The sequence below is a fragment of the Melaminivora jejuensis genome (assembly GCF_017811175.1).
Taxonomy (GTDB): domain Bacteria; phylum Pseudomonadota; class Gammaproteobacteria; order Burkholderiales; family Burkholderiaceae_C; genus Melaminivora; species Melaminivora jejuensis.
Map to the genome: position 1 here is coordinate 113,091 of NZ_JACWIJ010000002.1, position 23,632 is coordinate 136,722.

At 66.6% G+C, this 23,632-nt stretch carries 21 protein-coding genes, 2 tRNA genes and 1 pseudogene; 10 read left to right on the forward strand and 14 right to left on the reverse strand.

Annotated elements, in window-relative coordinates; translation table 11 throughout:
• Nucleotides 1-41 precede the first annotated feature (41 nt).
• Both cgtA and proB read left to right on the forward strand, forming a co-directional pair.
• Nucleotides 42-1,127 (forward strand): Obg family GTPase CgtA, encoded by a 1,086-nt coding sequence (gene cgtA, locus IDM45_RS00835; RefSeq protein ID WP_209421230.1) that lies wholly within the window; start codon nucleotides 42-44, stop codon nucleotides 1,125-1,127.
• A gap of 100 nt (nucleotides 1,128-1,227) precedes the next feature.
• On the forward strand, nucleotides 1,228-2,370 hold the full coding sequence (gene proB / locus IDM45_RS00840) for a glutamate 5-kinase (protein ID WP_209421231.1): 1,143 nt from the start codon (nucleotides 1,228-1,230) through the stop codon (nucleotides 2,368-2,370).
• Nucleotides 2,371-2,412: 42 nt separating this feature from the next.
• Here proB and IDM45_RS00845 read toward each other — a convergent pair whose 3' ends face one another.
• The gene (locus IDM45_RS00845; RefSeq protein WP_209421232.1) at nucleotides 2,413-3,132 is read right to left on the reverse strand and encodes an RNA pyrophosphohydrolase; all 720 of its coding nucleotides are present in this window, start codon (nucleotides 3,130-3,132) and stop codon (nucleotides 2,413-2,415) included.
• Between the two features lie 90 nt (nucleotides 3,133-3,222).
• Between IDM45_RS00845 and IDM45_RS00850 the strand changes: the two genes are divergently transcribed.
• Both IDM45_RS00850 and IDM45_RS00855 read left to right on the forward strand, forming a co-directional pair.
• On the forward strand, nucleotides 3,223-4,968 hold the full coding sequence (locus tag IDM45_RS00850; RefSeq protein WP_209421233.1) for a proline--tRNA ligase: 1,746 nt from the start codon (nucleotides 3,223-3,225) through the stop codon (nucleotides 4,966-4,968).
• Nucleotides 4,965-5,630 carry a lytic transglycosylase domain-containing protein gene (locus IDM45_RS00855; protein ID WP_209421234.1) on the forward strand — a complete coding sequence of 222 codons (666 nt, stop codon included), beginning with the start codon at nucleotides 4,965-4,967 and terminating at the stop codon, nucleotides 5,628-5,630. The genes IDM45_RS00850 and IDM45_RS00855 overlap by 4 nt, the downstream gene beginning before the upstream one ends.
• Here the strand turns inward: IDM45_RS00855 and paeA are convergent.
• Together paeA and grxD are read right to left on the reverse strand one after the other, a co-directional pair.
• Complete coding sequence (gene paeA, locus IDM45_RS00860; protein ID WP_209421235.1) at nucleotides 5,606-6,970, reverse strand: polyamine export protein PaeA; 1,365 nt, start codon at nucleotides 6,968-6,970, stop codon at nucleotides 5,606-5,608. The two genes, IDM45_RS00855 and paeA, sit on opposite strands and share 25 nt — an antisense overlap.
• A 146-nt stretch (nucleotides 6,971-7,116) precedes the next feature.
• On the reverse strand, nucleotides 7,117-7,449 hold the full coding sequence (gene grxD, locus IDM45_RS00865; protein WP_209421236.1) for a Grx4 family monothiol glutaredoxin: 333 nt from the start codon (nucleotides 7,447-7,449) through the stop codon (nucleotides 7,117-7,119).
• 172 nt (nucleotides 7,450-7,621) lie between these two features.
• On the opposite strand from grxD, the pseudogene IDM45_RS17385 reads away from it, so the two are divergent.
• Nucleotides 7,622-8,271: pseudogene (locus IDM45_RS17385) on the forward strand (RNA-guided endonuclease InsQ/TnpB family protein); the annotation flags it as partial.
• Nucleotides 8,272-8,406: 135 nt separating this feature from the next.
• Here the strand turns inward: IDM45_RS17385 and prmC are convergent.
• The 3 genes from prmC to hemA all read right to left on the reverse strand — a co-directional run bounded on the left by prmC (nucleotide 8,407) and on the right by hemA (nucleotide 11,868).
• Nucleotides 8,407-9,258 (reverse strand): peptide chain release factor N(5)-glutamine methyltransferase, encoded by an 852-nt coding sequence (prmC, locus tag IDM45_RS00875; protein WP_209421238.1) that lies wholly within the window; start codon nucleotides 9,256-9,258, stop codon nucleotides 8,407-8,409.
• Between the two features lie 76 nt (nucleotides 9,259-9,334).
• Complete coding sequence (gene prfA, locus IDM45_RS00880) at nucleotides 9,335-10,417, reverse strand: peptide chain release factor 1 (protein ID WP_209421239.1); 1,083 nt, start codon at nucleotides 10,415-10,417, stop codon at nucleotides 9,335-9,337.
• A 143-nt stretch (nucleotides 10,418-10,560) separates the two neighbouring features.
• Entirely contained in the window at nucleotides 10,561-11,868 is a 1,308-nt protein-coding gene (gene hemA / locus IDM45_RS00885; protein WP_209421240.1) for a glutamyl-tRNA reductase, read from the reverse strand.
• Between the two features lie 96 nt (nucleotides 11,869-11,964).
• Here hemA and IDM45_RS00890 point away from each other — a divergent pair, with 96 nt between their 5' ends.
• Nucleotides 11,965-12,240 carry a hypothetical protein gene (locus tag IDM45_RS00890; RefSeq protein ID WP_209421241.1) on the forward strand — a complete coding sequence of 92 codons (276 nt, stop codon included), beginning with the start codon at nucleotides 11,965-11,967 and terminating at the stop codon, nucleotides 12,238-12,240.
• 66 nt (nucleotides 12,241-12,306) lie between these two features.
• On the opposite strand, the gene IDM45_RS00895 is transcribed toward IDM45_RS00890, so the two are convergent.
• The 6 genes from IDM45_RS00895 to ugpB all read right to left on the reverse strand — a co-directional run bounded on the left by IDM45_RS00895 (nucleotide 12,307) and on the right by ugpB (nucleotide 20,108).
• Nucleotides 12,307-14,853, reverse strand: coding sequence for a DUF3772 domain-containing protein (locus tag IDM45_RS00895; RefSeq protein ID WP_209421242.1), 2,547 nt, complete (start codon nucleotides 14,851-14,853; stop codon nucleotides 12,307-12,309).
• 148 nt (nucleotides 14,854-15,001) lie between these two features.
• Complete coding sequence (gene ugpQ / locus IDM45_RS00900) at nucleotides 15,002-15,757, reverse strand: glycerophosphodiester phosphodiesterase (RefSeq protein WP_209421243.1); 756 nt, start codon at nucleotides 15,755-15,757, stop codon at nucleotides 15,002-15,004.
• 13 nt (nucleotides 15,758-15,770) lie between these two features.
• On the reverse strand, nucleotides 15,771-16,775 hold the full coding sequence (locus tag IDM45_RS00905; RefSeq protein WP_209421244.1) for a sn-glycerol-3-phosphate import ATP-binding protein UgpC: 1,005 nt from the start codon (nucleotides 16,773-16,775) through the stop codon (nucleotides 15,771-15,773).
• 71 nt (nucleotides 16,776-16,846) lie between these two features.
• A complete protein-coding gene (ugpE, locus tag IDM45_RS00910) occupies nucleotides 16,847-17,695 on the reverse strand; it encodes a sn-glycerol-3-phosphate ABC transporter permease UgpE (RefSeq protein ID WP_209421245.1) in 849 nt (282 codons plus the stop codon).
• A gap of 1 nt (nucleotide 17,696) precedes the next feature.
• On the reverse strand, nucleotides 17,697-18,578 hold the full coding sequence (ugpA, locus tag IDM45_RS00915) for a sn-glycerol-3-phosphate ABC transporter permease UgpA (protein ID WP_209421246.1): 882 nt from the start codon (nucleotides 18,576-18,578) through the stop codon (nucleotides 17,697-17,699).
• 216 nt (nucleotides 18,579-18,794) lie between these two features.
• Nucleotides 18,795-20,108, reverse strand: coding sequence for a sn-glycerol-3-phosphate ABC transporter substrate-binding protein UgpB (gene ugpB / locus IDM45_RS00920; protein WP_209421247.1), 1,314 nt, complete (start codon nucleotides 20,106-20,108; stop codon nucleotides 18,795-18,797).
• Between the two features lie 307 nt (nucleotides 20,109-20,415).
• Between ugpB and serA the strand changes: the two genes are divergently transcribed.
• The 4 genes from serA to IDM45_RS18055 all read left to right on the forward strand — a co-directional run bounded on the left by serA (nucleotide 20,416) and on the right by IDM45_RS18055 (nucleotide 22,371).
• Nucleotides 20,416-21,645, forward strand: a complete 1,230-nt coding sequence (gene serA, locus IDM45_RS00925; protein WP_209421248.1) for a phosphoglycerate dehydrogenase — start codon at nucleotides 20,416-20,418, stop codon at nucleotides 21,643-21,645.
• 72 nt (nucleotides 21,646-21,717) lie between these two features.
• Nucleotides 21,718-21,807: transfer RNA gene (locus tag IDM45_RS00930), tRNA-Ser, on the forward strand.
• A 124-nt stretch (nucleotides 21,808-21,931) separates the two neighbouring features.
• Nucleotides 21,932-22,216 carry a hypothetical protein gene (locus IDM45_RS18050; RefSeq protein ID WP_325168928.1) on the forward strand — a complete coding sequence of 95 codons (285 nt, stop codon included), beginning with the start codon at nucleotides 21,932-21,934 and terminating at the stop codon, nucleotides 22,214-22,216.
• Nucleotides 22,198-22,371 carry a hypothetical protein gene (locus IDM45_RS18055; RefSeq protein WP_325168929.1) on the forward strand — a complete coding sequence of 58 codons (174 nt, stop codon included), beginning with the start codon at nucleotides 22,198-22,200 and terminating at the stop codon, nucleotides 22,369-22,371. The genes IDM45_RS18050 and IDM45_RS18055 overlap by 19 nt, the downstream gene beginning before the upstream one ends.
• 96 nt (nucleotides 22,372-22,467) lie before the next feature.
• Here the strand turns inward: IDM45_RS18055 and IDM45_RS00940 are convergent.
• Both IDM45_RS00940 and IDM45_RS00945 read right to left on the reverse strand, forming a co-directional pair.
• A tRNA-Lys gene (locus IDM45_RS00940) sits at nucleotides 22,468-22,543 on the reverse strand.
• Between the two features lie 97 nt (nucleotides 22,544-22,640).
• On the reverse strand, nucleotides 22,641-23,618 hold the full coding sequence (locus tag IDM45_RS00945; protein ID WP_209421249.1) for a GMP reductase: 978 nt from the start codon (nucleotides 23,616-23,618) through the stop codon (nucleotides 22,641-22,643).
• Between the last annotated feature and the right edge of the window lie 14 nt (nucleotides 23,619-23,632).

A 23,632-nucleotide genomic window follows, 5' to 3' on the forward strand; every position in this document is an offset into this window, starting at 1 on the left:
TTTGCGCGGCCTGCTGCCGCGCTTTTGTAAACTGCACCCCCATGAAATTTGTCGACGAAGCCTTCATCGACGTCGCCGCCGGCGACGGTGGCAATGGCTGCGTGTCCTTTCGCCACGAGAAATACAAGGAATTCGGCGGGCCGGACGGCGGCGATGGCGGGCGCGGCGGCCACGTCTTCGCGCTGGCCGACCCGAATCTGAACACCCTGGTGGACTACCGCTACTCGCGCCGGCATGAGGCCAGGCGCGGCGGCCACGGCATGGGCTCGGACATGTTCGGTGCCGCCGGCAGCGACATCACGCTGAAGATGCCCGTGGGCACCATCATCAGCGACGCCAATACCGGTCAGGTGCTGCATGAATTGCTCAACCCGGGCGAGGTCATCACCATTGCCAAGGGCGGCGACGGGGGCTTCGGCAACCTGCGCTTCAAGAGCTCCATCAACCGCGCGCCGCGCCAGAAGACGCCCGGCTGGCCGGGCGAGCGCAAGAACCTGAAGCTCGAACTCAAGGTGCTGGCCGACGTCGGCCTGCTGGGTATGCCCAATGCCGGCAAGTCCACTTTCATCGCGGCCGTGTCCAACGCGCGACCGAAGATCGCCGACTACCCTTTCACCACGCTGCACCCCAACCTGGGCGTGGTGCGCGTGGGGCCGGAGCAGAGCTTCGTCGTTGCCGACATCCCCGGCCTGATCGAGGGGGCTTCCGAGGGCGCCGGGCTGGGACACCAGTTCCTGCGACACCTGCAGCGCACCCGGCTGCTGCTGCACATCGTCGATCTGGCGCCCTTTGACGAAGGTGTGGATCCGGTGGCGCAGGCCCGCGCCATCGTCGCCGAGCTCAAGAAATACGACCCCGCGCTGCACGCCAAGCCGCGCTGGCTGGTGCTCAACAAGCTGGACATGGTGCCCGCCGAGGAGCGCGCCGCGCGGGTGCAGGATTTCGTCAAGCGCTCCAAGTGGCAGGGGCCGGTGTTCCAGATTTCGGCACTGACGCGCGAGGGCTGCGAGCCGCTGATCAAGACCATCTACCAGCACGTCCAGGCCCAGCAGCAGGCGGAAAACGCCCCCGCCGGCGAAGTCGATCCGCGCTTCGACCGCTCCTTGGACGACGACTACCAGTCTTGACAGGCCGCTCTCAAGGGCCGGCTGTAGCCAGCTTAAACTATCAAATCAATAGCTGTCAGCGCTTGTACAGCAAGGCTTTCAGCCCGTTTTCATCCAAAATATGACTTCCAGCGTGTTGCGTGATGCCCGGCGCATCGTGGTCAAGGTTGGCTCCAGCCTGGTGACCAATGAAGGGCGGGGCCTGGACGAGGCGGCCATCGGTGAGTGGAGCCGCCAGCTGGCCGCCCTGGTGCAAGGCAGCAGCGACGGCGTGACGCGCGAGGTCATCATGGTCTCCAGCGGCGCCATCGCCGAGGGCATGAAGCGCCTGGGCTGGGCCAAGCGCCCGCGTGCCGTCAACGAGCTGCAGGCGGCCGCAGCCGTCGGCCAGATGGGTCTGGCGCAGATGTACGAGACCAAGCTGCGCGAGCAGGGCATGGGCAGCGCCCAGGTGCTGCTCACGCACGCCGACCTGGCCGACCGCGAGCGCTATCTGAATGCCCGCTCGACGCTGCTGACACTGTTGCGCCTGGGCGTAGTCCCGGTCATCAACGAAAACGACACCGTGGTCACCGATGAGATCAAGGTCGGCGACAACGACACCCTGGGTGCATTGGTCGCCAATCTGGTCGAGGCCGATGTGCTGGTCATTCTGACCGACCAAAAGGGCCTCTATACCGCCGACCCCCGGCGCGACCCTGCGGCGCAGTTCGTGCATGTGGCGCAGGCGGGCGATCCGGCGCTGGAGGCCATGGCCGGCGGCGCCGGATCAAGCATCGGCAAGGGCGGCATGTTGACCAAGATCATCGCTGCCAGGCGCGCTGCCGGCTCGGGCGCCTCGACGGTGATCGCCTGGGGGCGCGAGCGCGATGTGCTGCTGCGCCTGACGCAGGGCGAGGCCATCGGCACGCTGCTGGTGGCGCAGACGGCCAAGAACCATGCGCGCAAGCAGTGGATGGTCGATCACCTGCAGCTGCGCGGCTCGGTCACCGTGGATGCCGGTGCCGTGGCCAAGCTGCGCGGCGAGGGCAAGAGCCTGCTGCCCATCGGCATGGTGGCGGTGGAAGGCGATTTCGTGCGCGGGGATGTGATTGCGGTGCGCGATGCGGCAGGCGGGGAGGTTGCCCGGGGCCTGGCCAATTACGCCAGCGCCGAGGCGCGCCTGCTGTGCCGCAAGCCCTCGTGCGAGTTCGAGCGGCTGCTGGGCTACGCCGCCGAGCCGGAGATGGTGCATCGCGACAACATGGTGCTGACGCAGCGCTGAGGCGTTGAAGGCAGCAGCCAGGCAGTGCCGCCGCCTGGGTTCTCAGGACTTGCCGGAGGGTGCCGCCGGGGCCGGGCCGGCCTGCTGGGCGGGTGCTGCCTCCTGGGCTGGCGCTGCGCCCGGATGATCCGGCAAACCGCTTTGCGGGTCTGGGTCGAAGCTGGCACCAGGCGGCAGCTCCACCCCCGGCTTGACCAGCATCCCGCTGCCGCCGCGATGCTGGGCCGGCACCAGGCCGCTCAGATCGCGCACGCGCATTCCGCTGCGCAGGTAGCGATTGCGCTGCTCGTGGCGGGGCACGAAGCGCGACAGCTCGGTCAGGGCCATTTCATAGACGCCGCGCTTGAACTCGACCACCACGTCCAGCGGCACCCAGTATTCGTTCCAGCGCCAGGCGTCGAACTCCGGGTGGTTGGTGGCGCGCAGGTTCAAGTCCCAGTCGTAGCCGGTCAACTGCAGCAGATACCAGATCTGCTTCTGGCCCCGGTAGTGGCCGCGCGCATCGCGGCGGATATATCGGTCTGGCACCTCGTAGCGCAACCAGTCGCGGGTGCGGGCAATGATGCGTACGTGGTTGGGCTGCAGTCCGACTTCTTCGTGAAGCTCGCGGAACATGGCCTGTTCCGGAGTTTCTCCTCGGTCGATGCCCCCTTGCGGGAACTGCCAGCTGTGGGTGCGTATGCGCTTGCCCCAGAACACCTGGTTCTTCTGGTTGAGCAGGATGATGCCGACGTTAGGGCGAAATCCGTCCCTGTCGAGCATAATCTGACCCCAAATTTTTCAAACTGCAGGCATTATGCACGCGCCCTTGCGTGCGGCAAGCACAGCCCCTGCGCTGTCCGGGTTCGTTCGATGAAAGCCTCCCAATTCTTCATTTCCACCCTCAAAGAGGCACCCGCCGACGCCGAGGTCGTCAGCCACCGGCTGATGATGCGCGCCGGCCTGATCAAGCGGCTGGGCGCTGGGATCTACACCTACATGCCCATGGGCCTGCGCGTGATCCGCAAGGTCGAGGCCATCGTGCGCGAGGAGATGAACCGCGCCGGCGCTGTCGAATGCACCATGCCCGTGGTGCAGCCCGCCGAGCTGTGGGAAGAAACCGGGCGTTTCGACAAGATGGGGCCGGAGCTGCTGCGCATCCAGGACAGGCACGGGCGCGATTTCATCGTGCAGCCGACCAGCGAGGAGGTGGTCACCGACATCGCCCGCCAGGAACTGCGCAGCTACAAGCAGCTGCCCAAGAATCTCTACCAGATCCAGACCAAGTTCCGCGACGAGCGCCGCCCGCGCTTTGGCCTGATGCGCGGGCGCGAGTTCATCATGAAGGACGCCTACTCCTTCGACCGTGACCAGGCCGGCGCGCAGGCCAGCTACCAAGCCATGGCGCAGGCCTACCGGCGCATCTTCGACCGCTTCGGCCTGAAATACCGCGCCGTGGCTGCCGACTCGGGCGCCATCGGCGGCGATCTGAGCGAGGAATTTCAGGTCATCGCCGCCACCGGCGAGGATGCCATCGTCTATTGTCCGACCAGCGACTATGCGGCCAACATGGAAAAGGCGGAAAGCGCGCCTCCTGCCGGCCCGCGCCCGGCTGCCAGCCAGCCGCGCACGCTGACCCCCACCCCGGGCAAGGCGACCTGCGCCGATGTAGCCGAACTGCTTGGCGTGCCGCTGGCCACCACCGTCAAATCCCTGGTGCTGGCCACCGACGAGCTCAACGAGGCCGGCGAGCCGACCGGCGTGCAGGTCTGGCTGCTGCTGCTGCGCGGCGACCATGACATGAACGAGATCAAAGTCTCCAAGGTGCCGGGTCTGGACAAGGGCTTTCGCTTTGCCAGCGTGGCCGAGATCGAGGAGCATTTCGGCGCCAAGCCCGGCTACCTGGGGCCGCTGGATTTGAAGAAACCCGTGCGCATCGTTGCCGACCGCGAGGTCGCCGTCATGGCTGACTGGATCTGCGGCGCCAACAAGGAAGACCACCACATCACCGGCGTGAACTGGGGCCGCGACCTGCCCGAGCCTGACGCCGTGGCCGACCTGCGCAACGTCGTGGCTGGCGACCCCTCGCCCGACGGCCAGGGGGAACTCGCCATTGAGCGCGGCATCGAAGTCGGCCATGTCTTCTACCTGGGCACCAAGTATTCCAGGGCCATGAACGCCACCTTCCTGAACGAGGACGGCAAGCCGGCGCACTTCGAGATGGGCTGCTACGGCATCGGCGTGACGCGCCTGCCGGCGGCGGCCATCGAGCAAAACCATGACGAGCGCGGCATCATCTGGCCCGATGCCATCGCGCCCTTCACCGTGGTGCTGTGCCCCATCGGCATGGATCGCAGCGCGGCGGTCAAGGAGGCTGCCGAGAAGCTGCACGACGAGCTGCAGGCCGCCGGCGTCGATGTGCTGCTCGATGATCGCGGCGAGCGCCCGGGCGCCATGTTTGCCGACTGGGAGCTGATCGGCGTGCCGCACCGCGTGGTGCTGTCCGAGCGCGGCCTCAAGGAAGGCCAGGTGGAATACCAGCACCGCCGTGCCATCAGCGCCACCCAGGTGCCGGTGGCGGATATTTTCTCCTTCGTGAAGGAACAACTCGCAGCATGAGCATCCAGGGCAAGACTGCACAGCCTGGCGCCCTGTCGCGCCGCGCCTGCCTGGCATCGCTGGCCGCAGGGCCGGGCGCTTGGCTGGCCGCTCCGGCGGCGCACGCCGGCGGGCAACTGGAGGAGCCACTGATCGACTCGGTGCGCGGCGCGCTGGCCTCGGCCGTGGGCGACCTGGCACCACCCGAGCCGCTGTTTGCCAGCACCGAGGCGCGCCTGTCCTACCTGCGCTGGCTGGCTGCCATGAGCGAGCGCTTGCGCAACCGCAAGCCGCAGTGGGAAGTGCGGCGCGACTTCCTGCAGACCGCCTGGTATGAGTCCAAGCGCGCCGGTCTGGATGTCTCGCTGGTGCTGGGCCTGATCCAGGTGGAGAGCGCCTTTCGCAAGTTCGCCATTTCGTCGGTGGGCGCGCGCGGCTACATGCAGGTCATGCCGTTCTGGACGCGCGTCATCGGCGACGGCGATCCGGCCAAGCTGTTTCACGTGCAGACCAATCTGCGCTTTGGCTGCGTCATCCTGCGCCACTATCTCGATCGCGAGCAGGGCGACCTGTACCTGGCGCTGGGCCGCTACAACGGCAGCCGGGGCAAGGCGCCGTACCCCAATGCGGTGTTTGCCGCGCAGCGCAACTGGTTCTTTCAGGAGCGCACGTCGGGCGCCTGAGAGGACAGCAAGGCCGGCGCATTGCTTACTTCGCCCGCGCTGGCCGGGCGCAGCGATGCCAGGCGCGAGACCAGCACCTGGTCGATGCGGTAGCTGTCCACGTCGATGACCTCGAACTTGTAGCCGCCCCAGTCCACGCTGTCGGTGCGCCGGGGCACGCGGCGCAGCATGACCATCAGAAAACCCGCCAGGGTTTCATAGTCGCCCTCGTGCGGCAGCTCGTCCAGGCCCAGGGCGTGCAGCACGTCAGCCACCGGCGTGATGCCGTCGATCAGCCAAGAGTCCTCGTCGCGGCGCACGATCTGCTCCTCGTCCGCCGGCCCGACCAGATCGCCCATCACGGTGCTCATGACATCGTTGAGCGTGACTACGCCGACCACCAGGCTGTACTCATTCACGATGACGGCAAAGTCCTCGTGTACCTGGCGAAACTGCTCCAGCACCTCGGCCAGCGACAGGCGATCGGGCACGATCAGCACCTTGCGCACCAGGCCTTCCTCGGACAGCGAGATGGGCTGGTTGTTCAGCGCGCGCTGGAACAAATCCTTGGCATCGACATAGCCGACCACGTGGTCGATGTCGCCCACGCACACGGGATAGGTGGAAAACGGCTCATTGGCGATGCGTGCGCGGATGACCGTGTCCGGGTCGTCGCGCAAAAAATAGGCGATGCGCTCGCGCGAGGACATGCTGCTGACCACGCTGCGCGAGTCCAGCTCGAACAGGTTCTCGATGACCTGCTGCTCGCGCGCCGCCAGCACGCCCGAGCGCGCGCCGGCCTCCATCATGGCCAGGATGTCGTCGGAGGTGACGCGCTCGTCGCGCTGCACCGGCAGGCCCGACAGGCGCAGCAGCACATCGGCTGCGCGGCTGTACAGCCAGATCAGCGGTTTGAACAGCCTCATGCACCACTGCATCGGCCCGACCACGGCCACGGCCACGCGCTCCGAGTTGGCCATGCCCAGGCGCTTGGGCAGCAGGTCGGCAAACAGGATGAACAGCGAGGTGACGAGCAAAAAAGACGCCAGAAAGCCGGCCGTCTGCGCCTGCCTCTGCGGCAGCCACAGCTCCAGCAGGGCGGAAAAATACGGACTCAGCGCACCTTCGCCCACGACGCCGCCCAGGATTGCCACGGCATTCAGCCCGACCTGCACCACAGTGAAGTAGTCGCCCGGCTGCTCCTGCATCAGCAGCACGCGCGCGGCGCGCGCATCGCCCTCGTCGGCCATCTGGCGCAGGCGCAGGCGGCGCGAGGCGGCCAGCGACAGCTCGGCCACCGAGAAGAAGGCGCTGGTGGCAATCAGGGCGGCGATGACGAGCAGGCTCTGGAGCAGGGTCATGAAGGAGTGGAGGGCGGCGAAAGGGCCGCCTGAGTGTAGCGGGGCGCTACCGTCCGGCCAGGGGCTGCGCCAGAACGAAAAAACCGCTCCTGAGAGCGGTTTCGAGAGAGGGGGAGGGGGAAAAAGGGGCTGGGCTGGCGGGCGCTTCAGCCCGCAGCCTGCTGGCCGCTCACGACCTGCTGCAGCTCGCCCGACTCGTACATCTCCATCATGATGTCCGAGCCGCCGATGAACTCGCCGCGCACGTAGAGCTGCGGAATGGTCGGCCACTGGCTGAAGTCCTTGATGCCCTGGCGGATTTCCTGGTCGTCGAGCACGTTGACGGCGGCAATGTCCTTGGCTTCCACGCCGCAGGCCTTGAGGATTTGCACGGCGCGACCGGAAAAGCCGCACATGGGGAAGCTGGCATTGCCCTTCATGAACAGCACGATGTCGTTGTTCTTGACGAGTTGCTCGATGCGTTGCTGGACGTCGCTCATAAAAATGATGCTCCTGGTGTGTATGGGTAGCCCCGGATGGGGTGATGGGCGCGATTATCCGATGCGTCGTAAAACCTCGGCGTTCAGGCCGGGGATATAAGACGCGAACTGCGCAGCAGTTCTGGCCCGTAGGGCTTGTCTGCCATGCAGAACCTGTATATAATCACAGTATATGAAGCGCTTGCAGGCCTTTAAGTACGAGCTGATGCCGAGCGGCCAGCAGGAGCGGCAGATGCGCCGCTTTGCGGGCGCCTGCCGGTTCGTCTACAACAAGGCGCTGGCGCAGCAAAAGGCCTGGTACGAGGCAGATAACACCAGCAAATTCAGCTACACCAAACTTGCCAATTTGCTGCCCGACTGGAAGAAGGATCTGTCATGGCTGAGTGATTCACCCAGCCAGGCCTTGCAGCAGTCACTCAAAGACCTGCAGCGGGCATACAAGAACTTCTTTGCCAAACGCGCAGCCTTCCCGAAGTTCAAGAAAAAGGGGCGAGGCGCGAGTTTGAGGTTTCCCCAGGGCTTCAAGCTCGATGCGGGCAACGCTCGCATCTCCTGCCCAAGCTGGGCTGGATGCGGCTGAGGCTATCGCGCCCGGTGCTGGGCAAGCCGTGCAATGCCACCGTCAGCCTGTCCAGCGGCAAATGGTTCGTCAGCCTCCAGACTGAGCGAGAGGTAGAGCCGCCCATCCCCCAGGCCAGCAGCGCCGTTGGCATAGACGTAGGGGTGGCGCGCTTTGCCACCTTCAGCGACGGAACATACCTGGAGCCGCTAGCCTGTTTCAAGAAGCACGAAGCCCGCTTGTGTAGATACCAGCGGGCCATGATGTCAGCCGTGCAAGGCCCGCAAGGGCCAAGCGTGCAGCCTCGGTGAAGCAGGAACCCACTGAGGCGACTTGTTCAGGCGTTGCGCCTGCAATGGGCGCGGTAGGAATCCCACGCTTTTAGGCGGGGGAGGATGTCAATTCATTGAGGCTGCATCTTCGCCGGCCATTGTCCCGCCGCTGCATCGGGCTATGCCGGCCAGGTCATGCCGACTGTGTACCTGGGCAAAGCCTGCCGCGCGCAGCAGTGCCTGCACCGCTTCAGCCTGATCCCAGCCGTGCTCCAGCAGCAGCCAGCCGCCGGGGGCGAGGTGGGCCGGGGCCTGGGCGACGATGGCGCGGATGTCATCCAGCCCGTCGGCGCCGCTGGCAAGCGCCATGCGCGGCTCGTGGCGCAGGGCGGGCAGGTGCGGGTCGTCCTCGGCGATGTAGGGCGGGTTGCTGACGACGGCGTCGAAGCGCCCCGGCGGCACGTCCTGCAGCCAGAGGCTGTGGGCGAACTGCACCGGCAGCCGCAGGCGCTGGGCATTGGCGCGCGCCACGGCCAGGGCGTCGGCGCTGGCATCGATGGCCAGCACCTGCGCATCCGGGCGGGCGTGCGCCAGCGCCAGGGCAATGGCGCCGCTGCCCGTGCCCAGGTCGATGATGCGCGGCGCGGGCCGCTCGGCCAGCAGCTCCAGCGCCCAGTCCACCAGGGTTTCGGTATCGGGCCGAGGGTCGAGCACACGGGCGTCGATGGCCAGGCGCAGGCCGTGGAATTCCTTGCTGCCAACCAGGTAGGCGACCGGCTCGCCCGCCAGGCGGCGCTGGCACAGGGCGTCGAAGGTGGCCGCAGTGGCCGCCGGCAGCGCCTCGTCGCCATGCGCGATCAGCCAGGCGCGGTCGTGCAGCGCATGGCCCAGCGCGTGCAGCAGCAGCATGGTGGCGTCGATGCGCGCCAAGCCGCTGCGCTGTGCCTGGGCCAGGGCCTGGGTGATCGTCGATGCCATGTCTTTCACTACTTTTTCAATAGCTGCCAGCGCTTGTTGGACAAGCCTTTGAGGCGGATTTGATGCAAAAAATTGTTCAGGCGTTGATTTCCAGCTCGGCCAGCAGCTCGGCTTCGCGGGCGTGCTGCAGGGCGTCCAGCACCTCGTCCAGGTCGCCCTCCATGACGGCCAGCAGCTTGTACAGCGTCAGGTTGATGCGGTGATCGGTCAGCCGGCCCTGCGGGAAGTTGTAGGTGCGGATGCGATCCGAGCGGTCGCCCGAGCCGATCAGCCCCTTGCGGGTGGCGGCTTCGCGCGCGCTGCGCTCGCTGCGCTCCTTGTCCTCCAGGCGTGCCTGCAGCACGGCCAGGGCGCGGGCCTTGTTGGCGTGCTGGCTGCGCCCGTCCTGGCACTCGGCGACGATGCCGGTGGGCAAATGCACCACGCGCACGGCGGAGTCGGTCTTGTTGATGTGCTGGCCGCCGGCGCCGCTGGCGCGGAAGGTGTCGATGCGCAGCTCTGCCGGGTTCAGCGTGATGGCCTGGCTCTCGTCGGGTTCGGGCATCACGGCCACGGTGCAGGCGCTGGTGTGGATGCGGCCCTGGGTCTCGGTCACCGGCACGCGCTGCACGCGGTGGCCGCCGGACTCGAAGCGCAGCCGGCCATAGGCGCGCTCGCCCTCGATGCGCAGCACCACTTCCTTGTAGCCGCCCAGCTCGGCCTCGTGCGCGCTCATGATCTCCACGCGCCAGCCGGCGCTGGCGGCGTGGCGGGTGTACATGCGCGCCAGGTCGCCGGCGAACAGGGCCGATTCGTCGCCGCCGGTGCCGGCGCGGATTTCGATGAAGGCGTTGCGCTCGTCATCGGGATCCTTGGGCAGCAGCAGGCGCTGCAGCTCGGCGTCCAGCGTGGCCAGCTCGGCCTGCGCGGCATCGATTTCTTCCTGCGCCAGCTCGGCCATGTCGGGGTCGGCCAGCATGTCCTGCGCGCCGGCCAGGTCGGCCTCGCGCTGGCGAAAGCGCGCCCAGCGGCTGGCCACGGCGCTGACTTCGGCGTGCTCGCGCGACAGGCTGCGGTATTGCTGCATGTCGGCCATGATGTCCTCGCGCGACAGCAGGAAGTCCAGCTCGGCCAGGCGCTGCGTGTGGCGCTCCAGCTGGCTGCGGAGAAAAGCTTGCATGGGTGATGGGATGAAAGGTTGTGCTACTTTTTCAGTAGCTGTCAGCGCTTGCTTGACAAGGCTTTGCGGCTGATTTGACTTGAAATTTCAAGCCGGTGGGCGGCAGGGTGGAGGGGCGGGGGATGAGCAGCAGGCCAGTGCCGCTACAGCGCGCCCTTGCCGTGCGCGCGCAAAAACAGCCGCTCAATGGTCTGCGCCGTCTGCTCGCGCGCGGCGGCGTCGCCCGAGCGCAGCTCGGCCAGGCTGCCGTGCAGCATCTTCTGCGTCAGGCCGCGCGAGAGGGCTTCGAGCACGGTGTCGATGTCCTCGCCCCGGGCCAGCAGCTTCTTGGCACGGGCGATCTCGGCGGCGCGCCAGGCATCGGTCTGGCGGTTGAGCTGCTGGATCAGCGGCACCACGGCAGCGCCCTGGCCGGCAGGCTGGCGCAAGTCCAGCCAGTGCAGAAAGCTTTGCACGCCGGCGTCGATGATGGCCTCGGCCTGTGCCACGGCGGCCTGGCGGCTGGCCTGCGCGGTCTGCACCACGCCGGCCAGGTCGTCCACGGTGTAGAGGTACACGTCGCCCAGTTGCTTGACCTCTGGCTCGATGTCGCGCGGCACGGCCAGATCGACCATGAACATGGGCCGATGCCGGCGGCGGCGGATGGCGCGCTCGATGGCACCCAGGCCGATGATGGGCAGCTGGCTGGCGGTGCAGCTGACCACGGCGTCGAACTCGTGCAGGTGCTCGGGCAGGTCGGCCAGGCGCATGACGCTGCCGCCCAGGCGTGTGGCGAGCTTTTCGCCGCGCTCCAGCGTGCGGTTGGCAATGGCGATCTGCCGGGGGTTGCGTGCGGCAAAGTGCGTGGCGCACAGCTCGATCATCTCGCCGGCGCCGACGAACAGCACGCGGATCTGCGACAAATCCTCGAACAGCTGCCCGGCCAGGCGCACGGCGGCGGCGGCCATGCTGATGCTGTGCGCGCCGATGTCGGTGCTGGAGCGCACCTCCTTGGCCACGGCGAAGCTGCGCTGGAACAGTTGGTTGAGCGTGCTGCCCAGAGCGCCCGCGCCTTCGGCGGCGCGCACGGCGTTCTTCATCTGGCCCAGGATCTGCGCCTCGCCCAGCACCATGGAGTCGAGCCCGCTGGCGACGCGGAAGGCGTGGCGCGCGGCCAGGCCGTTTTCCAGGTGGTAGGAGTGTGCGTGCAGCAGTTCGGCGCTGACGCCGCCGGACTGCGCCAGCCAGCGCAGCGTGTGCTCGGGCGCGGCGGTGGGCGCGGCGCAGTAGATCTCGGTGCGGTTGCAGGTGGACAGGATGGCTGTTTCCACCTGCGGATGGCGGCTGCCACCGGCCAGCGATGCGCGCAGGCCGTGCAGCGTGGGCGCGATCTGGTCGAGCGCAAACGCAAAACGGCCCCGCAGATCGAGCGGGGCAGTGGTGTGGTTGATGCCGAGTGCCCAGACTGCCATGGGGGCGGATTATAAAATTTGTGCCGCCACCGGCTAGTCTGCTGGGTATCGGCCTTGATTTGCGTCATTTGCGGCCTGTCTGTGCGCGCTGTCTGCATGAGCTTTGCCATCCTTGTGAATCACCTCCTGAACTTCGCCGCGCCGGCCCTGGCCGTGGCTGTGCTGCTGGTGCTGGCCAGCCATGTTTTCATGAGAAATCTGGCCAAAAACGCCGGCTGGCTTGCGCCGCTAGCTATCAATTTTGCAGTCGGTTGCGGCGTGCTGGTGGCTGGCCTGGTGCTGGGCGGACATGACGGGCTGATGCTGACCCATGCCGCGCTGGTGCTGGCCTGTGCTAGCAGTCAGTGGCTATGGTTGCGGGCCTGGCGGTAGGGCCGCTGGGCGCCGACGACCGCGAAACGCGTCGCGCAAAACGCACAACGCCGAAGGACACGGCGCTCACGCCCCCGAGGCCGGGCGGCGCTCCCCATCGTCGTCTGCACCCTCCACTGATTGCCCTTGCGCCACCAGGGTGGTGGCCGGCGGCGACAGGTACAGCCCTTCGGCGCGCAGCGCATCCAGGATGGCGAACAGCACGTCGCTGCGCGTGCCGCCGGCGCTGCGCGGGTTGGCCACCCAGCCAGTGGCGATGAAGGTCAGCGTGCCGTTGTGGATGCCGTCCAGCGTCACGCTGGGGGCCGGCTCGTCCAGGATGAGCTCGTGCGCCTGGAAGGCTTGCAGGATCAGCTCGCGCATTCGGCGCGCATCGGTATCCAGGGGCGCGGGCAGGCTCAGCTGTACCCGGCCCTGGGCGCCGGTCAGCGTCATGTTGCGCACCGTCTTGGTGATGAACTCCGAGTTGGGCACGATCACGGTGGAGCGGTCGCCGACCTGGATTTCGGTGGCGCGCACGTTGACGCGGCGCACGTCGCCCTCGGTGTCGCCCAGTTTGACCCAGTCGCCCACGCGCACCGGGCGCTCGGCCAGCAGGATCAGGCCGGAGATGAAGTTCTGCACGATGGCCTGCAGGCCAAAGCCTATGCCCACCGACAGCGCACTGGCCACCCAGGCGATGCGCTCGACGCTGATGCCCAGCCCGGCCAGCGCGATGGCGATGACCACCACGCCGCCGATGTAGCCCAGCAGCGTGGTGATGGAGCTGCGCATTCCAGGGTCGAGCGCGGTGCTGGGGAAGTAGGCGTCGCTGAGCCAGCGCTTGAACACGCGAATGGCCATGAAGCCGGCCAGCAGCACTGCCACGGCGGTGGCCAGCGCCTTGGGGGCCAGCACGAAGTCGCCGATCCTGAGCGTGCCCTGCAGGATGCTGCCACGGCGAAACAGCTCGTCCGGCCCGGTGCCAAAGGGCGCCATCAGGGCAATCGCCATATAGAACAGCAGCAGCACGCGCAGCAGGCCACTGGAGAGCACCGACAGCTGATCGAGCAGCCGTGGCTCCAGCCCCAGCGCGCTGTGCAGATGCCGCCCGACCAGGCCTTGCGAGGACAGCAGCGTCTCGCTCAGGTCTTCGGCCAGCATGAACAGCAGATAGGTAGTCGCAAAGACCACGCCCGACCACACACTCTGGCGCGCCAACAGGCCGGCCAGGGCCACGTAGCCCAACGCCAGGGCCACCCAGGATGCCAGCACCGCCAGGCCGGCAGCGGCCAGCACCACGGCCAGCCACAGCGGGCGCACCTCGACCTGCGGCTCAGGCTGCGGCTCGGCTGGCGGTGCGGCCTGCTGCGCCGCAGCCGGCGCCTGGCTGACGCGCACCACGCGCCGGCGCGTGCGCGCCAGCAGCAGCGCCATGGCCAGCGACAGCGCCAAGGCCACCAGTGCGTGCGTGAACACCTCCGCCGACAGGCTGACGCCGATGATGGCGTTCAGATCGACAGCCAGCGTGCCGGCAGCCGACAGCAGGGCAATCCACCAGGGGTAGGGCGCCAGGCGGCGCGCCTGCTCGTCGGACAGCGCCAGCAGACGCCAGCTTGGGCGCCGGCGCGACAGCAGGGCCTGGCCCAGGCTGATGACGAAGGCGGCATAGGCGGCGGCGCGCACGCTGGCGCGCTCCAGGGCGCGCAGCGGCTCGGGCAGTTCGCCGCCCACGGCCAGCGCGCCCCACAGCAGCTGCACCGCCATGGCCACCAGCAGCACCTGCACGGCAATCGCCACCGTGGCCAGCAGCGTGCGGCGCAGCCGGTTCGAGGGCAGGCGCCGGGGCAGCAGTCGCAGCAGCAGGAGATGCGCGCCCCAGGTGCCGGCGCTGCCCAGCAGCAGGGCCAGCAGTCCCATGCCGTAGAAGGCGCCCCGGTGCGGCGACTGCGCGGCGCTGGTGAGGGCGCTGCGCAAGTCCAGGCCCAGCGACTGCAGGCGGGCGCGGTCGCCGGGCGAGGCGTTGCGCAGGTTGCGCCAGAAGGCGGCGCTCAGGGGTGAATCGGTGCGCGAACTGAGCGCTGCCTGGAATTGGGCATGGCGCTGGCGCGTGAGTTCATTGGCGCGCTGGCCGGCATCGACGCTGACCAGGCGTGCCAGCTTCAACTCGCTGTCCAGCGCTGCGCGCTGGCGCGTGAGCGTGCTGCGCTGGCGCACCACGTCCGGCGTGTCGGCGGGCGAGCCTTTTTCAGGCGCCGGCCCCAGGCCCTGCAGCCGCGCATCGACATCGGCCAGATCGGCGCTGCGCTGCGCGGCCAGGCGATCGGCGGCTGCGCCGATGGCGTTGGCCTCGGCCACCAGGCGGCGGCCGTCGTCCTCTGTGGAGAGTTTTTGCGGCAGTGCATCCAGGCGCAGGCGCAGCTCCTCCACGCTGGACAGGGGCGTGCCGTCGCTGCTGGCCGGGGCAGTGGCGGGTGCTGGCTGGGCGTGCGCCGGTTGAAGGGTGAGGGCCAAGGCGCCGATGCAGCACAGCAGCAGGCACAGCAGCCAGCGCGTCAGGCCGGTGGCGCAGGGCTGGCTGGCAGATGCAGCAATGAGGCGATGCAGGGGCGAGAGCGGGGCGGGGCGCGGCATGGGCGCGATTGTCCGGCGGCGTGGCCGTGCCCGCGTGCAGGAAAGAGCCGCCATTGCGGCCCAGGCAAGCGGCGCGGCGCGCCTTGCTCCACTGCGGCAGGGGCAGCGGCCCGAGCGGGCCTGCGCCGGCGTGGCGACGGTGCGCCTGTCAGCCCGCCGGGCTGAACAGCTCCACCCGGTCGCTGATGATGCCGTCCGTGCCCAGCGCCAGCAGGCGCTCGGCAGCCCATTCGTCGTTGACGGTGTAGCTGAGTGCGCGCAGGCCGGCGCCGTGTACCGCCTCGACCTGCTCGCGGCTCCACAGCGCATGGTTGCAGACCACGGCCACGCAGCCCAATTGCTGCGCGGCATCCAGCCAGCCGTCATGCAGCTTGTCCAGCAGCAGGCCGCGCGGCAGTTGCGGGGCAGCGTCGCGCGCGCCGGCCAGGGCCCGGGGCTGGAAGGAGGTCAGCAGCGGCGGCACGGCCTGCCCGTGCCACAGGCGCGCCGCCAGGCTGGCCACGGCGCGGCCCGTGGCCTCTTCGGTGCCGGGCGTGGGCTTGATCTCGATGTTCAGGTGCAGGTGGTTGGCGATGCACCAGCGCGCCACGTTCTCCAGCGTCGGGATGGACTCGCCGGCGTACTGGCGCGAGTGCCAGGCGCCGGCGTCGAGCTGCGCCAGGTCGCTCCAGGGCAGCTCGCCAGCCGTGCCGTGGCCGTTGGTGGTGCGCGAAAGCGTCGCGTCGTGCAGCAGAAAGACCACGCCATCGGCACTGAGCTTGGCGTCGCACTCGAACATGCGCCAGCCGTGCGCCGCGCCCAGGCGGAAGGCGGCCAGGGTGTTTTCCGGCGCCAGGCGGCCAGCGCCCCGGTGGGCGATCCAGCGCGGGTAGGGCCAGGCTGGCAGGGTGTCGGTAGTGCTCATGGCGGTGCTCGGTTCAGATGCGCTTGCCGGTCTTGGCGTCGAAGGCGTGCAAGCGTTCGGGCCGGGGCTGGACGTGCAGCGTGGCGCCCAGTTGCGGCGCATGGCTGCCTTCCTCGATGCGCACGACGATCTGCTCGCTGTTCAGGCGCCCATAGATCAGGCGCTCGGCGCCCAGCATTTCCACGGTCTCGACCAGCACCGGCCAGCCGTCCGGCCCCACGTCCAGATGCTCGGGGCGTATGCCCAGGATCTGCCCGGGCACGGCACCCGGAGCGTTGTGCAGCAGGTTCATGGGCGGCGAGCCGATGAAGCTGGCCACGAAGGTGGAGGCCGGCGTGTGATAGACCTCCTCGGGCGTGCCGAACTGCTCCATGCGGCCGGCGTTCATGACGATGATGCGCTCGGCCAGCGTCATGGCCTCGACCTGGTCGTGGGTGACGAACAGGCTGGTGATGCCCAGCTCGCGGTGCAGTTTCTGGATCTCCAGGCGCGTTTGCACGCGCAGCTTGGCGTCCAGGTTGGACAGCGGCTCGTCGAACAGAAAGACCTGCGGCTGGCGCACGATGGCCCGGCCCATGGCCACGCGCTGGCGCTGGCCGCCCGAGAGCTGGCGCGGCTTCCTGTCGAGCAGGTGCGACAGCTCCAGAATTTTGGCCGCCTTGTCCACGCGCGTGCGGATCTCGTCCTTGGCCACCCGGGCGATCTTCAGGCCGTAGGCCATGTTGTCGAACACGCTCATGTGCGGGTACAGGGCGTAGTTCTGGAACACCATGGCGATGTCGCGCTTGGCCGGCTCCAGGTTGTTGACCACGCGCGGGCCGATGTGCAGCTCGCCGCCGGTGATCTCCTCCAGCCCCGCGACCATGCGCAGGAGCGTGGACTTGCCGCAGCCCGACGGCCCGACGATGACGATGAATTCGCCATCCTGGATTTCAGCGTTGACGCCGTGGATGACGGGCACGGCAGCCTTGCCGCTGCCATAGGTCTTGGTGATGTTCTTCAGGGAAATGGAAGCCATTTTGCTATTTAATCAGTAGCTGTCAGCGCTTGCTGGGCAAGGGTTTGAGCGGTATTTGATGTGTATTTTTGTTATTTTTCCGTGTCCACCAGGCCCTTGACGAACCACTTTTGCATCAGCATGACCACCAGCGTGGGCGGCAGCATGGCGATGATGGCCGTGGCCATGACGATGTTCCAGTCCACGGCGGCCTCGCCGCCGGCCAACATGCGCTTGATGCCGATGACCACCGGGTACATGTCCTCGCTGGTGGTCATCAAAAGCGGCCACAGGTACTGGTTCCAGCCGTAGATGAACTGGATCACGAACAGCGCCGCAATCGAGGTGCGCGACAGCGGCACCAGCACGTCCACGAAAAACCGCATCGGCCCGGCGCCGTCGATGCGCGCCGCCTCGACCAGCTCATCGGGCACCGTGAGGAAGAACTGGCGGAACAGAAAGGTCGCCGTGGCCGAGGCGATCAGCGGCAGCGTCAGGCCGCCGTAGCTGTTCAAAAGGCCCAGGTCGGCCACCACCTTGTAGGTCGGCAGGATGCGCACTTCCACGGGCAGCATCAGCGTCAGGAAGATGGCCCAGAAAGTGAGCATCTTGAACGGGAAGCGGAAGTACACGATGGCGAACGCCGACAGCAGCGAGATCGCGATCTTGCCTACCGTGATGATCATGGCCACCACGAAGCTGACCCACATCATGCGTACCACGTTGGTGTTGGAGCCCAGCTTGCCCGAGCCGAACAGGGCGGCCTGGTAGTTCTCCCACATCTGTGAGCCGGGCAAGAGCGGCATGGGCGACTGCACGATGGCGTCCGCCGTGTGCGTGGAGGCGACGAGCGCCAGGTACAGCGGAAAGGCGACGATGGCCACGCCGAGGATCAGCACGGCGTGCGAGACAAAGGTCAGCCAGGGGTTGCGGTCGATCATGTCAGTACTGCACCTTCTTTTCGACGTAGCGGAACTGCACTACGGTGAGCGCCACCACGATCAGCATCAGGATGACGGACTGCGCGGCCGAGCCGCCCAGGTCGAGCGCCTTGAAGCCGTCCTGATAGACCTTGTAGACCAGGATGGAGGTGGACTGGCCAGGGCCGCCCTGCGTGGCCGCGTCGATGATGCCGAAGGTGTCGAAGAAGGCATAGACGATGTTGATGACCAGCAGGAAGAACGTGGTCGGCGATAAGAGCGGCAGCTGGATGTTCCAAAAGCGCCGCCAGGCGCCGGCGCCGTCGATGGAGGCGGCCTCGATCAGCGCCTTGGGAATGGATTGCAGCCCGGCCAGGAAGAACAGGAAGTTGTAGGAGATCTGCTTCCAGACCGAGGCGATGACGATCAGCGCCATGGCCTGGCCGTCGTTCATCATGTGGTTCCAGCTGTAGCCCAGACGCCCCAGGTAGTAGGTGATGACGCCGATTGACGGCGAGAACAGGAACACCCACAGCACGCCGGCGATGACCGGTGCCACGGCGTAGGGCACGATGAGCAGCGTCTTGTAGAGCATGGCCGCGCGCACGATGCGGTCGGCAAAGATGGCCAGGATCAGCGCCAGCACGATGCCGATGCCCGCCACCAAAATGGAAAACAGCGCCGTGCGCTTGAAGGAGTTCAGGTAGGACGGGTCATCGAGCAACTGCTGGAAGTTCTGCAGGCCAACCCATTCCGTGCTCATGCCGAAGGCGTCCTCCATCTGGAAGGACTGCACCACGGCCTGCCCGGCGGGCCAGAAGAAGAAGATCAGGATGATGAGCAGCTGCGGCGCAATCAGCACCCAGGGCAACCATGCCGAGCGGAAAAGTACACGTTTTTCCATGACGGTCCAAAAAACAGAAAACCGCCGGGGCGCCAGGCGCCGCCGTCGGGGAGCAAGCGGCCCGCGCCAGGGGCGGGCGGGCGCTGCGTTTCACGTTGAGCGTCTTGCGTTGGGCGTGAATACCGCGAAACGCCTAATCCTCAACGCAAAACGCTCGGCAGCGCAGCAGGCGAGCGCAAGGTATGCGCCCGCTGCCACGCTGCCGAGGGATGCCCCTTACTTCTTGTAGGAGCGCTCGAAGCGCGTCAGCAGTTCGTTGCCGCGCTGGACGATGGTGTCGAGCGCCTCCTTGGCGCTCTTCTTGCCGGCCCAGACCTGCTCCATCTCCTCGTCCTCGATGGTGCGGATCTGCACGTAGTTGCCCAGGCGGATGCCGCGCGAGTTGTCGGTCACCTTGCGCACCATCTGGTTCACGGCCACGTCGGTGCCGGGGTGCTTCTGATAGAAGCCGGACTTGTCGGTCAGGTCATAGGCTGCCATGGTGATGGGCAGGTAGCCGGTGCGCTGGTGGCTGTCGGCCTGCACCTTGGTCTGCGACAGGAACTCGAAGAACTTGGCCACGCCCTTGTACTCCTCGGGCTTCTTGCCGGCCATGACCCACAGCGAGGCGCCGCCGATCACGGTGTTCTGCGGTGCACCCTTCACGTCCGGGTAATAGGGCAGGGGAGCTATGGCGTAGGCGAACTTGGCGTTCTTGGCCACGTCGCCGTAGTAGCCCGAGGAGGTCTGGATCATGGCGCACTCGCCCGAGGTGAACGAGGCCTGCGCTGCAGAACCCCGGCCCTTGTAGACGAACTCGCCGGCCTTGGCGGCTTGCGCCAGGTTGTCGATGTGGCGGGCGTGCAGCGGCGAGTTGAGTTTCAGGCGCGCCTTGTAGCCGTTGGGCGACAGGCCGTTCTTCTCGGTGGCGAACTCGACGTTGTGCCAGGCCGAGAAGGATTCGAGCTGCGTCCAGCCCATCCAGGCCAGCGTCATGGGGCAGCTGTGGCCGCTGGCCTTGAGCTTCTTGGCGGCGTCGAAGACCTCGGGCCAGGTCGCCGGGGGCTTGTCGCCGTCCAGGCCGGCCTTCTTGAAGGCGTCCTTGTTGATGTAGAAGACCGTGGTCGAGCTGTTGAACGGCATGCTCAGCATCTCGCCGTTGGGGGCCGTGTAGTAGGCAGCGACGGCGGGGATGTAGCCGCTCGGGTTGAAGTCGGCGCCAGCGTCCTTCATGACCTTGGCCACGGGCACGGTGGCGCCCTTGCTGGCCATCATGGTGGCCGTGCCCACCTCGAACACCTGCAGCACGTGCGGCGCATTGCCCGAGCGGAAGGCGGCAATCGCCGCCGTCATGCTTTCGTCATAGCTGCCCTTGAAGGTGGGCACGATCTTGTAATCCTTCTGGCTTTCGTTGAACTGCCGGGCCAGGTCGTTGACCCACTCGTTGTTGACGGCGGTCATCGAATGCCACCACTGGATCTCGGTCTGTGCCTGGGCGCCCAGGCTGGCAGCGAACATGGAGGCGGCCAGCGCCAGATGTCTGATTTGCATGGAAAAGGTTCTCCTCGGAGTGGAAGAAAGAGTGGCGGAAGGCGCCATGGTGACGCAGCCACATGACAGGTGCGTGACGTTGTCGCACAGCAAAAAACGGGCATCAATCGGGATAACCCGTCAGGCGGCAACGATCTCGTCGTCTGACGAAGGGGCAAATTGTGACACTTTCATTACGGCTTGCTGACAAGCGAGGGCCTTTGTCCTGTAGCGCAGCAGGCCGCCGGGCAATCGCCCGCCGCCCAGCAAGGCTTTGTGCGCTGCACAATGATGACCGCCTTGTTCCACTTCTGACTGCAAATTCCCCATGCCCAAGACATCCCTGGACAAGAGCAAGATCAAGTTTCTGCTGTTCGAAGGCATCCACCAAAGTGCCGTCGATGCGCTGGCCGCCGCCGGCTATATCAACGTGGAGCGGCTGCCCGGCGCGCTGGAGGGGCAGGAGTTGCACGACAAGATTGCCGATGCGCACTTTGTCGGCCTGCGCTCGCGCACCCAGCTCACTGCCGAGGTGCTGGCGCACGCCTCCAAGCTGGTTGCCGTGGGGGCGTTTTGCATCGGCACCAACCAGATCGACCTGAAGGCGGCGCGCGAGCGCGGCATCGCCGTGTTCAACGCGCCGTATTCCAACACCCGCTCGGTGGCCGAGCTGGTGCTGGCGCAAAGCATTCTGCTGCTGCGCGGCATCCCCGAAAAGAACGCTGTGGCGCATCGGGGCGGCTGGCTCAAGAGTGCTGAAGGCGCGTTCGAGGCGCGCGGCAAGACGCTGGGCATCGTTGGCTATGGCGCCATCGGCTCGCAGTTGTCGGTACTGGCCGAGAGCCTGGGGATGCACGTCATCTTCCATGACGTGGTGGCCAAGCTGCCCCTGGGCAACGCCCACCAGGCGGCGTCGCTGCAGGCGCTGCTGGCCGAATCCGACATCGTCAGCCTGCATGTGCCTGAGCTGGCCTCGACCCAGTGGATGATCGGCGCGGCGCAGATCGCCGCCATGAAGCGCGGCGCCATCCTGATCAATGCCTCGCGCGGCACGGTGGTGGAGATCGACCCGCTGGCCGAGGCCATCAGGAGCGGCCACTTGGCGGGCGCCGCCATCGACGTCTTCCCCAAGGAGCCCAAGAGCAACAAGGACGAGTTCGTCTCGCCCTTGCGCGGGCTGGACAACGTGATCCTGACGCCGCACATCGGCGGCTCGACCATGGAAGCGCAGGCCAACATCGGCGTCGAGGTGGCGGCCAAGCTGATCCGCTACAGCGACAACGGCACCAGCACCTCGTCGGTCAACTTCCCCGAGGTTGCGCTGCCGGCGCACGAGGGCAAGCACCGCCTGCTGCACGTGCATCAGAACGTGCCGGGCGTGCTCTCGCAGATCAACCGCATCCTGTCGGACAACGACATCAACATCTCGGCCCAGTACCTGCAGACGCGCGAGGACATCGGCTACGTGGTCATCGACCTGGATGCCCGCTCGTCCGATGTGGCGCTGGAAAAGCTCGCCCAGGTGCCGGGCACGCTGCGCACGCGCGTACTGTTCTGACCCCGACCGGGATGGGTGCGCGATTGCTGGCGGGCAGATTTTTGCTGCTACAATCGCGCGCTTCGACACACAGGAGAGGTGGCAGAGTGGTCGAATGTACCTGACTCGAAATCAGGCGTACGTGCAAGCGTACCGTGGGTTCGAATCCCACCCTCTCCGCCAATGTACAAGCCGCTTGGTAGCTATTGAAAAAATAGCATCAAGCGGCTTTTTTTGCCTGCGGCGGGGCGCCTGCCGATGGCGATGGCCGGACTGCCCGCCCGGCAAGGGATGAAAGGACGCCACCATGAGCATCGATGCACTGATCTCTGGCAAGCTGCACGCACGGCCTGAATCACGCACCAGCAAGAACGGCAAGCCCTTTGCGACGGCCAAGCTGCGCGCGGCAGCTGGGGATGGCGACAGCCTGTTCGTGAACGTCATCGCCTTCGAGCAGGCTGCCGTAGCAGCGCTGTTGGCACTGGACGCCGGCGACAGTCTGGCCGTGGCCGGCAGCGTGACCCCAAGGTCTGGACGGACAGGGAGGGCGTGGCGCGCCCGGCGCTGGATGTCGTGGCCCATCAGGTACTGACTGCCTACCACGTCACCCGCAAGCGCCGTGCCATGCAGCCCGAGGACGGAGGCAGCGTCCGCTCTGGCGAGCAATCGGGCGAGGCCTGGCGCCCGGCGCGGCCATCTCCAGGTCTTCATGAGGCGCTGGACGATGGTGGGCAGATACCGTTCTGATCAGTTTCAGGGTTTGGCTGAGGCTCGCACAACAAGCGGACAAGAAAAAAGCACTTGTGCGTTGCCGCTGCAAGTGCTTGATTCGTAATGTATTTTTGGTGGGCCCTGTAGGATTCGAACCTACGACCAACGGATTAAGAGTCCGCTGCTCTACCAACTGAGCTAAGAGCCCCATCTCTTTTCAGAGAATCGCTGCAGTGCAGCGAAGTCCGCAATTATGCACGAATTCTTGCCCTGTCAACGCTTGCTGGGCAAAAAAATCGTGCGAATCACATCAGCAGGTGCTCGCCGGCGTTGTCGCCGCCCAGGATCACGTAGTTCACCTTGCGGATGTCCATCAGCCTGGTGCCGCCCGAGTAGCTGATCGAGCTTTGCACGTCCTGCTCCATCTCGATGAGCGTGTCGGCCAGGCGGCCCTTGATGGGCTCCAGGATGCGCTTGCCCTCGACGTGGCGATATTCGCCCTTGTTGAAGTCCGAGGCCGAGCCGTAGTACTCCTTGAAGCGCTCGCCGCCTTCCTCCACCGTCTCGCCGGGCGACTCTTCGTGGCCGGCAAACAGCGAGCCAACCATGATCATGGTGGCGCCGAAGCGGATGCTCTTGGCGATGTCGCCGTGGCTTCTGATGCCACCGTCAGCAATGAGGGGCTTGGTAGCCACGCGGGCGCACCATTTGACTGCCGACAACTGCCAGCCGCCTGTGCCGAAGCCGGTCTTGAGCTTGGTGATGCAGACCTTGCCCGGGCCGATGCCGACCTTGGTGGCGTCCGCGCCCCAGTTTTCCAGGTCGATCACCGCCTCGGGCGTGCCGACGTTGCCGGCAATCACGAAGGCGCCGGGCAGCTTGGCCTTGAGGTAGCCGATCATGTCCTTCACCGTGTCGGCGTGGCCGTGGGCGATGTCGATGGTGATGTACTCGGGGCACAGGCCCTGCGCGACAAATTGATCCACCGTGTCGTAATCGGGTTTTTTCACGCCCAGCGAGATTGAGGCGAAGCAGCCCTTGGCCTGCATGTCGCGCACAAACTGCACGTTGTCCAGATCGAAACGGTGCATGACGTAGAAGTAGCCGTTCTGCGCCAGCCAGGTACAGATTTTTTCGTCCACCACGGTTTTCATGTTGGACGGCACCACGGGCAGCTTGAAGCGGCGCCCGCCGAGTTCCACGCTGGCGTCGCACTCGGCGCGGCTTTGCACGCGGCACTTGCGCGGCAGCAGCAGGATGTTGTCGTAGTCGAAGATTTCCATGAGGTTCCAAGCTC